7 protein-coding genes and 1 pseudogene are annotated in these 10923 nt (G+C 56.7%); 7 read left to right on the top strand and 1 reads right to left on the bottom strand.

The genetic code is table 11. The features are described from left to right. Positions 1–174: 174 nt before the first annotated feature. The 7 genes from hutI to VAE55_RS11545 all read left to right on the top strand — a co-directional run bounded on the left by hutI (position 175) and on the right by VAE55_RS11545 (position 10373). Complete coding sequence (gene hutI, locus VAE55_RS11575) at positions 175–1458, top strand: imidazolonepropionase (protein ID WP_322815938.1); 1284 nt, start codon at positions 175–177, stop codon at positions 1456–1458. Positions 1459–1496: 38 nt separating this feature from the next. Beyond that, positions 1497–3068, top strand: coding sequence for a histidine ammonia-lyase (hutH, locus tag VAE55_RS11570; protein WP_322815937.1), 1572 nt, complete (start codon positions 1497–1499; stop codon positions 3066–3068). A gap of 507 nt (positions 3069–3575) precedes the next feature. Continuing rightward, on the top strand, positions 3576–5117 hold the full coding sequence (gene guaA, locus VAE55_RS11565) for a glutamine-hydrolyzing GMP synthase (protein WP_322815936.1): 1542 nt from the start codon (positions 3576–3578) through the stop codon (positions 5115–5117). A 33-nt stretch (positions 5118–5150) separates the two neighbouring features. Next, entirely contained in the window at positions 5151–5870 is a 720-nt protein-coding gene (cmk, locus tag VAE55_RS11560) for a (d)CMP kinase (RefSeq protein WP_322815935.1), read from the top strand. Between the two features lie 107 nt (positions 5871–5977). Beyond that, the gene (locus tag VAE55_RS11555) at positions 5978–7528 is read left to right on the top strand and encodes a PH domain-containing protein (RefSeq protein ID WP_322815934.1); all 1551 of its coding nucleotides are present in this window, start codon (positions 5978–5980) and stop codon (positions 7526–7528) included. Further along, the gene (locus VAE55_RS11550; protein ID WP_322815933.1) at positions 7525–9399 is read left to right on the top strand and encodes a hypothetical protein; all 1875 of its coding nucleotides are present in this window, start codon (positions 7525–7527) and stop codon (positions 9397–9399) included. The genes VAE55_RS11555 and VAE55_RS11550 overlap by 4 nt, the downstream gene beginning before the upstream one ends. A gap of 26 nt (positions 9400–9425) precedes the next feature. Beyond that, on the top strand, positions 9426–10373 hold the full coding sequence (locus VAE55_RS11545) for an ABC transporter ATP-binding protein (RefSeq protein ID WP_322815932.1): 948 nt from the start codon (positions 9426–9428) through the stop codon (positions 10371–10373). A gap of 370 nt (positions 10374–10743) precedes the next feature. On the opposite strand, the pseudogene VAE55_RS11540 reads toward VAE55_RS11545, so the two are convergent. Beyond that, a pseudogene (locus VAE55_RS11540) lies at positions 10744–10923 on the bottom strand (hypothetical protein); the annotation flags it as partial.

Raw genomic sequence — 10923 nt, 5'->3', positions numbered from 1 at the left:
ACGTATCCGTCACCACAGGGGGTATGCCGTGTTGGCCTGAGCCGGTCGTGTCGGCGGGGTGGCAATACTCCCGCGACACCCGGCCCCGGCCCAACCCCGGCCCGCCATATGCGAGAGTGCTGAACGTCTGGAATAATAACAAAATAACAACCGGTGTGTAACACCAGAGGCAATATGATAGAACCATGCGATCTGCTTATTCATTCGGCATCCCAGCTCGTTACCTGTGCCGGGTCACCTGGCCCTCGTCGTGGTGCCACCATGCGTGATGTCGGGATAATACCCGACGGCGCAGTGGCGATACGTGGCTCGACCATCATCGCTGTCGGATCAAGTAACGAACTCCGCCGCCGCTTTCGTCCTGCGCGGGAGATTAATGCTGGTGGTCACGCGGTTTGTCCCGGTCTGATCGACTGCCATACCCACATTGTCTACGCCGGGGATCGGGTTGCCGAATTCGAGCAACGCTGCGCAGGCGCGACTTATCAAGAGATTATGGCCGCCGGTGGCGGCATTCTGCACACGATGCAGCTCACTCGGGCTGCGACTACCACCACCCTGGTTGCCGAGACCCTGCCCAGGTTGAACCAGATGTTGCGGTTGGGCACCACCACTGCCGAAGTCAAAACCGGTTATGGTCTGGAGCAAGACGCCGAACTACGCCAGCTCGCCACCATCGAGCTGCTGGCTGCCGTCCAACCGATTGAACTGGTACCGACCTTCTTACCGGCCCACGCCATACCACCAGAGTTCGCCGACCGCCCCGATGCCTACATCGATCTGATCGTTGAATCGATGTTGCCTCTGGCCCACGAGCGCTACCACAACTCGCTCTTCGCCGGGCATCACATTCCGCTCTTCGTCGATGTCTTCTGCGAGCGCGATGCCTTCGATGTCGCGCAGTGTCGCCGGGTGCTCAGCGCAGCCCGCGAGCGTGGCTTGCCTCGGAAAGCACACGTCGATGAGTTTACCGAATTGGGTGGACTGGCAATGGCCTTGGAAATGGGAGCTACCTCGGTTGACCATCTTGATGTGACCGGTGCCGCTGCCTTTCCCGCGCTGGCCGCCAGCAACACCATCGCCGTCCTGCTTCCGCTCGTCGCGATCAATCTCGGTATCACCCATTTTGCCGCTGCCCGGCAGATGATCGATGCCGGCGTCGCGATTGCCCTCAGCACAGATGCCAATCCCGGATCGGCGCCGTCGCTATCGCTACCGTTGACCATGGCGATTGCCTGTCGCTACCTGCGGATGGTACCAGCCGAAGCCCTGCTGGCAACCACGGTCAATGCGGCACACGCTATCGGGCTGGGTGGCAGAATCGGTGCATTGATGCCCGGTATGCAGGCCGACCTGATCATCCTCGCCGAGGACGATTACCGCTGGCTGATGTACGAATTGGGTGGCACGCCGGTCTCGCAGGTCATCAAACGCGGTCAGATTGTCTGGAAGTCGTGATTCAGTTGCCAACATGCCAACACACTCAACGAGGAGTTATGCAGATTCGTGAAGTCATTCTTGATGGCGAAAGCCTGACCATCGAACAGGTACTGGCCGTCGCGTATGGTCAGCCTGGCAACCCTGTCGTGCGCCTGGCCCCAATCGCCCGGCAGCGAGTCGAACGAGCCGCGCAGGCGGTGCAAGACTTACTGGTGCGCGGAGTGGTTGCTTACGGCATTACCACCGGTTTTGGCGCATTTAAAGATCGGGTCATTGCCCCCGACCAGGTCGAACGGCTGCAATACAACATTCTGGTCAGCCACGCCGTGGGTGTTGGGCCGGTCTTTGATATTCCCACTACCCGCGCCATCATGCTCATTCGCGCCAACACGCTGGCCCGTGGGCATTCGGGCGTGCGTTTGCAGACGGTTGAACGTCTGCTTGATATGCTTAACCACGGCATCCATCCCCGGATTCCCTGTAAGGGATCACTGGGTGCGAGCGGCGATCTGGCACCACTAGCCCATATGGCGTTGCCGCTCATCGGGCTGGGCGAGGTCGAATGGCAGGGTGAGGTATTACCGGCGGCAACGGCTTTGGCACAACTAGGCTGGCAACCGCTTGATCTGGCCGCCAAAGAGGGGCTGGCCTTAACCAACGGTACTGCGGTCATGTGTGCGCTGGGCGTGATCGAAACCGCCCGCGCCGAGACCCTGAGCGCCACTGCCGATATTGCCGGCTGCCTCAGCTTAGAAGCTCTCTACGGCACACCGGCAGCGTTCGATGCCCGTCTGCACGCATTGCGCCCCTTCCCCCGCCAGATCGAATGCGCTGCTCATCTGCGCCGATTACTGGCCGGTAGCACCTTCGTCCGCAACAACGACCCGCGCCACGTCCAGGACGCCTACACCCTCCGCTGCATTCCACAGGTACACGGTGCCGTGCGCGATGCGATTGCCTACGCCCGTTGGGTCTTTGCCATTGAATTGAATGCTGTCACCGACAACCCCCTCCTGTTCGTTGACGACGATGGCAATGTCGAAGTCATCTCAGGCGGTAATTTTCACGGCGAGCCGCTGGCAATCGCTCTTGATTACCTGGGCCTAGCTGTGGCCGAACTCGGCAACATCGCCGAACGACGCTTAATGCGGCTCACCGATGAAGCATCCAACACCCATGTCCTGCCGGCCTTCTTGACCAGGGCCGGTGGGCTGAATTCGGGCTTCATGATCGTCCAGTACACGGCAGCGGCCCTGGCAACCGAAAACAAAGTGCTTGCCCACCCGGCCAGTGTTGACAGCATTCCCACATCGGCAAACGTTGAAGATCACGTCAGCATGGGTGTCACTGCCGGCCTGAAACTGCGCAGCATCATCGACAACGTCGGCCAGATTCTGGCGCTTGAGCTATTTGCCGCTGCGCAGGGCATCGACTTCCGCCGCCAGGAACTGGGCAGCCAGGCTCGCCTGGGGCGCGGCACCGGGCCGGTGTACGAACTGATTCGTCAACACGTACCGTTCATAGCGGAAGATACCCTCCTCCACCCTTACATCACCATCATCAGTGACCTTGTCGCCCAGGGTAAGATCGCTGCTACCGCTGCCGTTCACGACGATGCGGATGCGTAAGCACCGCTCACCGCAATTCAGACATCGCCAGCCGGGAAGACAAAACAGCGGGTGCGGAAGCCTGACGCTTCCGCACCACATTCCCCTCTCGCTAGCCGGACTCGGCACAGGCGTGACCTGCCGGCCAACGATTACCCCGAAGACATGATGTAAAACGACTTCTATCGCAGCAGGACCCTTCAGCACGAGCTTCTCATCTCCTCTCCCGCCCTGCGCGAGAGGCTGGAGGTAAGGGCGTTCAACGCATATTCAGGCCCTATCTTTTGCACGAGCTTATTGGTCCTGTCTACTCTTGAACCAAAAGAGGTTAGGATGGGTGCTCGTATCCACACCCTGTACAGGAGCAGATTTCAATCTGAGCCAGGTTTGTTATAATGCCGGTAGCTGCACGATAGGGCGCAGATGACTGCGCTTTTTCGCCTGACATGTATTCCTGCCCGAAACAACGTAGATCGCCACCTGACGCGGAGAAGTCGGCGGGAACATCTATACCTGAGAGGACACCACATGACCACACACAGCATACCGGTACTGGATTTTGGTTCGCAAACCGCGCAGCTCATCGTGCGGCGGTTGCGTGAGCTAGGCTATTACAGCGAGTTATTGCCACACGACGCCCCCGAAGATCAGGTGCGAGCGCTGGCGCCAGTTGGCATTGTACTCAGCGGTGGCCCAGCAAGCGTCTACGAGCCTGACGCCCCCACGCTCCCGGCGTGGTTGCTGGAGAGTAATCTGCCAGTCTTTGGTATCTGCTACGGCATGCAATTAATCAGCCACACCCTGGGCGGTATCGTCACCCGTCCGGCTGGTCGTGAATACGGCCCGGCGATGATCGCCATTACACATCCGCACCCCCTCTTCGTCGACACCCCAACCGAACAACCGGTCTGGATGAGCCACGGTGATCGGATCGAACAATTGCCCACTGGCTTCACAGCGATTGCTGCCAATCCGGCGACCCCCTTTGCCGCTATCGCCGATGATCGACGCAAGTGGTATGGTGTTCAGTTTCACCCCGAAGTGGTGCATACCGTCTATGGCCGAACCATCCTGACCAACTTTGCCCGTCTGTGTGGGGCGCACCCTGAATGGCAACCCAACAGCTTCGTCGCCGAAGCTATCGAGCGGGTCAAAGCCCAGGTCGGCGATCACGGGCGCGTTATCTGTGCGTTGTCTGGCGGCGTCGACTCAGCCGTGGCCGCGCTCATTATTCATCGCGCTATCGGTGACCGCCTGACCTGCGTCTTTGTTGATAATGGTCTGTTACGGTCAGGCGAAGCGGAACAGGTGATCGCTACCTTCAGCGAGCACTTTCATGTGCCGCTGATTGCGGTTGATGCCCGCGAAGAATTCATGACTGCCCTGAAAGGGGTAATTGACCCTGAACAGAAGCGCAAAATTATCGGCGAGAAATTCATTCGTATCTTCGAGCGTGAAGCCCGCACCCTCGCCGGGGTTGAATTCCTCGCCCAAGGCACTCTCTACCCCGACGTGATCGAGTCGACAGCCCCCGACCGCCCAAAGGCGGCGAAAATAAAAACCCACCACAATGTCGGCGGTCTACCGGCAGACATGCAGCTCAAACTGGTCGAGCCGCTGCGCTATCTGTTCAAAGACGAAGTGCGCGCCGCTGGCTTACAACTCGGTCTGCCCGAAACGTGGGTCTGGCGCCACCCCTTCCCTGGGCCGGGGCTGGCAGTGCGCATTATCGGTGAAGTAACCTGGGAGCGCCTGGAGATACTGCGGCAGGCGGATAAGATCTTTTTGGAAGAGTTGCATGCCAGTGGCTATTATCGGGCTACCCAGCAGGCGTTTGCCGTCCTGCTACCGGTACAGAGTGTGGGGGTGATGGGTGATGGTCGTACCTACGGCGTCACGATTGCCCTGCGTGCGATTACGACCGAAGACTACATGACCGCCGACTGGGCACGTCTGCCTTACGAGCTGCTGACCCACGTGAGCAGCCGCATCGTCAACGAAGTCGAAGGGGTCAATCGGGTCGTGTACGATATTTCATCGAAGCCACCGGCAACTATCGAATGGGAGTAGCCAGCACCGGCAGCGCCGTGCTACAATAGAGCCATGCGCATACCACGAACAATCGCAATTGACGGTCAATCGGCCGCAGGAAAAAGTACATTAGGCGCACTGCTTGCCGCCGAACTGGGCTACCTCTACTTCGATACCGGTGTGATGTACCGCGCCCTGGCCCTGGCGGCGCTGCGTGCCGGCATCGATCCCGATGATGAGGCCGCGCTGACAGCTCTGGCCCATCGGTTAACTATCGATGTTACAGCGCCAACGGTGACGGATGGGCGTCAGTATACGGTGCTGATCGATGGTGAAGATGTCACCTGGGCAATTCGTGATCCCGAGGTTGAGCGGATTGTCTCGCGGACAGCACGCTTTCCGGCGGTGCGGCGCGAGATGATTCGCCAGCAACAAGTCATCGGGCGGCGGGGGCGCGTGGTGATGGTTGGCCGCGACATCGGGACAGTGGTGATGCCTGATGCTGACCTGAAAATCTATCTGCAGGCATCATTAGCCGAACGGGCACGACGGCGCCTGGCCGAACTGCGTAGCCGGAATATTGAGATGTCACTTGAACAGGTTGCCGCAGCACTGACGGAACGCGATGCGCTAGACGCGCACGTTGCCCAACCGGCGGACGATGCGATTATCCTGGTGAACGATGGTCTGACGCCGGCTGAAGAGGTGGCCTGGGTGTTACAGCAGTTTGACAATAGCGACCAACCGCAACCTCTCGCGCAAGAGATTAGGTGTCAGTCGCGACGCAATTGACGCTCGCGAGTGGGATTTAGCCAACCGCAACCTCTCGTGCAAGAGATTAGGTGTCAGTCCACCCCCTGAGCATCTGATCGGTACAGCAGGTTCAGGAGAGAAGCCTTATGGCCGGAAACATCATTGATCGCTTACTGTATGAAGATGCCGACAGTGCACTCGATCTGGCACCAGACGAGGAGATCCTCTATGTTATCGGCCGGCATTGGATCGTTCTCCTGTCGCGTCTGATTGTGCCGTTGCTCGGTATCTGTTTCTTTGGCGGGATCGCCCTGTACCGAGCTGTTGGGGGTGGCTTTCTGGTATTCAACACCGGTGAGCCAACCGGTTTTGATCTCTTCAACATCGTGCTGGTTTTGATCGAGGCGGTCTTGCTGCTCTTCTGGGTGGCACTGTGGGTACGCGGTGGCAAAGACCCCAATCCGAAGCGAGTGTTGTTTACGGCGAATGTAGCCGTACTTGCCCTGATCTGGTTTCGCTACAATGGTGGTCGCATCTTCTACATCGATCCCGGTCGCTTTTTCGGTCAGGCGTTTGATCCGCTCAACCTGCTCTTCATCGGCCTGGCAACCATCAGCCTCTTCTCGATCTTCTTTGTTGTCTATGATTGGCTGAACGATGAACTGATCCTCACCAATCGTCGGGTTGTCTACGACAACGATCAGGTCTTCATTCCGCGCTTGCTCGAACAGCGGGTGCAACAACAGATCTTCATCGATGAAATTCAAGATGTTGCCGCAGCAACCAAGACCTATCTCCAGCACTGGTTGAAATACGGAACTATCGAGGTCAAATCAGCGCGCATTGGCGGGAATATCGTCTTCCACGGTGCTCGTGATCCGAAAGAGATGCAGCGGCGGATCATGGCTCAGGTCAACGAAAATCGGCGTAAACGCGGCGAGCAAGACATGGCCTCTCTGGTGGAATCCCGGGTCTATAACGAACTACCACAGCGTACCAAACGTTCTCTACCGATGACTACGCCCCGCTGGCGATGGTTGGGCTGGTTGTTACCGCCAAATCCTGAAGTGCAACCAGAAAAAGAGATCATCATCTGGCGTAAACACTGGCTCTTCTTGCTTCAGGGTCTCTTCCCACCGCTGGCGATGCTCTTTACAGGCTGGATCATCGTAGTATTAGTGGGTAGTCTAGGCTTATTGTCTTCACTCTGGCTCACCGTATTGATCACCGCGATCCTGATCGCGTTTCTGGCCTGGTCGGTTTGGGAAGTTGAAGACTATCGCAACGATATGTACATTCTGACCCCGACCAACGTGATTGATATCGAGAAGAAACCGTTTGGCCCGGAAGATCGGCGGGCTGCTAGTCTCGGTGCGGTCACGAATGTCTCGTTTGAGACCACTTTTATCAGTAATCTGCTGGGGTATGGTGATGTCATCGTTGAGACGGCCGGTAGTGGTGGAAAGTTTACCTTCTTGCGTGTACCCAACCCACGTGATGTAGTTACGAAGATTAACGATTATTATGTAATGTTTAAGCGTGCTGATAAAGAGCGTTCCCTCAACGACATGCTGGAGCTGCTCCGGCATTATCATCTTGCCCAACAACGGCATAACGAATTGCTACCGGCCAACGGTACTACCCTCCATCTGACCGAACAATCAACCGAGACTACTGAGGAGCAAAAATCGCCATGAGGCGCTACGTCCTTCTCTGTTGCCTGCTTGCACTTGTTCTGACACCCTCGCTTGTTGTTGCGCAATCACCATCACCGATAACCATCACGGTCCGGGCAGGTCTCGATGGAGAAGGAACCTATCACCCGTTGTTCTGGTTTCCGGTGGAAATTACGCTGGCAAACGATGGTCCTGACCGTGAAGTTGTGCTTGAATGGCGTTCCACCAATATGCAGTCATTTCGGCAACGGTATCGGGTTGATTTACCCGGTGGTGCTCGCAAGCGGATTGTCTTGCCGATAGTACAACCTGCGGGTGGTCAGGCTTCGCTCGTAGCGACTGCCGATGGCATTGAATTATGGCGCGAACGCATCTCGCTTAGGCCGCTAAGCGATGATAGACCGATACTCGGTCTCCTGAGCAGTGATCCGTCGGTGTTCAGCAGCTTAACCGCTGCCGACACACAGGTTGTGCCGCTGGATCCGACCTTTCTTCCCGACGATCCGATCCTGCTGATGGCGTTTGACGTTATCGCAGTGCGTGAACTGACGGCCGAATTACAACCAGAACAACGGGATGCCTTGATCACCTGGGTACACCAGGGCGGAACCCTGCTGGTTGGCGGTGGAGTGGTTGGCGAAGCTGCCATCCGAACCTTTAGCGATATACTGCCGGTAACCGTTGGCCCGCTTCGCCGTGATGTGCCTGTCGACGAATTAGAGCGGATCAGCGGCTTGAACGGATTACGCAATTTTGTCCCGTCGCTGACCGCTAACGCCGTCACTATGCGACCTGAAGCGCAGGCTATCACCACCGATGGCCTAATCAGTCGGATTGATGTGGGAGCAGGGAAGGTCATCTTTGCCGCGTTTGATCTCGCAACGTTGCGGGCATCGCCTGCTGAAGCGAAATTCTGGCGGGATGTGTTCGATCTCCAGCCCCGTATCAATCTCGCCGGTAGCCTGCGTACCGGTTTTAATGATCTTATCCAGAGTAGTCTGGCGCAATCCTTATATGCCTTTCCTTCAACAGCAACTTTGCTGCTGCTGATCGGTACCTATATTGTCATTATTGGCCCGATCCAATATCTCGTTCTGCGTAGTTTGCGGCGGCTTGAACTGGCCTGGATCACCACCCCACTGCTGATCGTCATCTTTCTCGGCGGGGCATTTGTGGCGAGTTATGTGGTGCGTGGTTCACAAGTGCAGGTCATCCAGTTGGCGATTGTGCAAGGCGCTACCAATAGTCCACTGGCAACGACCACTAACCTGCTTGGTGTACTCTCCCCACAACGTCAAAGCTACGATCTGACCTTTCCTGGTGATGCTCACATATCGCAGTTGGTCGATTTTACAATGCGTGGTACGGACATGAACCCCGAATACGATGGCACAAATGTGACCATTGCTGACCTGGTGATTGATGCGGCGGCACTGCGTACCCTGATTGTGGAGCAGAGTACGACCAATACTGTTCAACTGACGCATAATCTGACCTGGGATCAGACGCGCTGGCAGGGGACATTGATCAATACCGGTCCTGTCGAGCTGCATGATGCGCTGGTTGTCTGGCAAAACGACATGCAGTGGATTGGCACGCTGACGCCGGGGGCTGAGGTAGAAGTTAATCTGGCTGAAGGTCAGGATAATTTCTTACGCGAAGTCAGGCCTGTTGAAGAGACAACCCTGTTCAATCGGCAGAGTGTTCTTAATAATATATTTTGGTATCTGCCCAGCAAAGCGATAATGTTTTCGCCGGATGTCAATTTACCGGCTATACCAGGTGATGACGTGTATCTCCTGGGCTGGAGCACAGAGGTGACACCTGTTGTCCAGATCGATGGCTCATTGGTGACGCGCGGTGAAACACTCTACATTATCAGGCTGCGCTGATCGCTTACGCATCTGGTTTATTTACTATGACAGCTATCGTTGAAACCAAAAATCTCACCCGCTACTATGGTGACATGCTTGCCCTCGATCATCTCAATCTGCACATTCCTGCCGGTGCGGTCTATGGCTTTATCGGACCAAACGGTGCCGGTAAGACGACGACGATGCGCATCCTGACGACTCTGCTGATACCATCAGGTGGTGAGGCCTGGGTCGCCGGCTTCTCGGTCACCCATCAACGCACCGAGGTACGGCGGGCGGTGGGATTTATGCCCGATTCGTTTGGTTTCTACAACAACATGACGGCTGCCGAATACCTTAAGTTCTTCGCCGATGCGTATCACGTGCCGCCCGCCCGTCAGGTTGGATTGATCGATGATTTGCTGACCCTGGTCGATCTGGCTCACAAACGCGATAGTGATGTGATGTCACTCTCTCGCGGCATGAAACAGCGGCTCAGTCTGGCCCGTACCCTGATCCACGATCCGCAGTTGTTGATCCTGGATGAACCGGCCAGCGGCCTCGATCCGCGGGCGCGCGTCGAGCTGCGCGAGCTGCTCAAAGAGCTGCGTCGCATGGGCAAGACGATCATGATCAGCTCACACATTCTGACCGAACTGGCCGAGATGTGTACCCACATTGGCATCATCGAGCGGGGCAAACTGCTGGCCTCAGGCGATGTCACCACGATTATGCGTTCGCTGCAACCGCACCGCACATTTGAGGTACACGTCATCAGCGATCTTGAGCAGGCTGCGGCAGCGGCGGCGACGGCCAACCACGTTCTGGCCGTACGCACCATCACCGACGACGAACCACCACGGCTCGAAATTGATGTTGACGGCGATAATTATGCGGTGAGTGCGTTGTTGGCTCATCTGATCAATCACGGCGTCGAAGTCGTTCACTTTACGGCGCAGACAGGCAATTTAGAAGAAGTATTTCTCAAGGTGACGCAGGGTGTGGTTGGGTGACAGACCACGGTTGTGGCAGGGAGGGCAGGCGTATTGAGCAGATGAGGCCGGCATCCATTTTTGATCGCCTCACAAAGAGAAGAATAAACGCTATTTCGTACATCCACACAGACACTCGCGCTGAATTGGACACCGTTCACGCTTAGGGTTGTGCGTAGTGTGAATAGTGGAAGTTGTCACCTTAAACCGGCGTATATTACCACCTGGCACTTTCCATTAGTCAGGTGTGACGTAATAACCGTATGATACATCATATCAAATCTAGCGTACTGGTGTTTATAATATGTGATCCGACAATCATCCTGGCACCAAACCTGATCACATATGCGCCGAACCAGCGTTCCCGATCCGCAAGCATTGAGATCACGTTTCAGCGTGGATACCGTTGCCGACCAGCATTAGCCGTGGCGCGCGGTGTGGAGTGCGGCAACCATGCTGCCGCGCCAGCCGTACTCGCGATCCGGTGCGTGTCACTCTGTTGACCCTGCTGGGCACGAGGATGCGGTGTGTGCAGTGCACAACTGGCGTTCCACTCTGTGCGCAGTGGATC

The organism is Chloroflexus sp. (assembly GCF_034432675.1).
Taxonomy (GTDB): Bacteria; Chloroflexota; Chloroflexia; order Chloroflexales; family Chloroflexaceae; genus Chloroflexus.
This window is presented reverse-complemented; position numbering and strand designations above follow the sequence as displayed.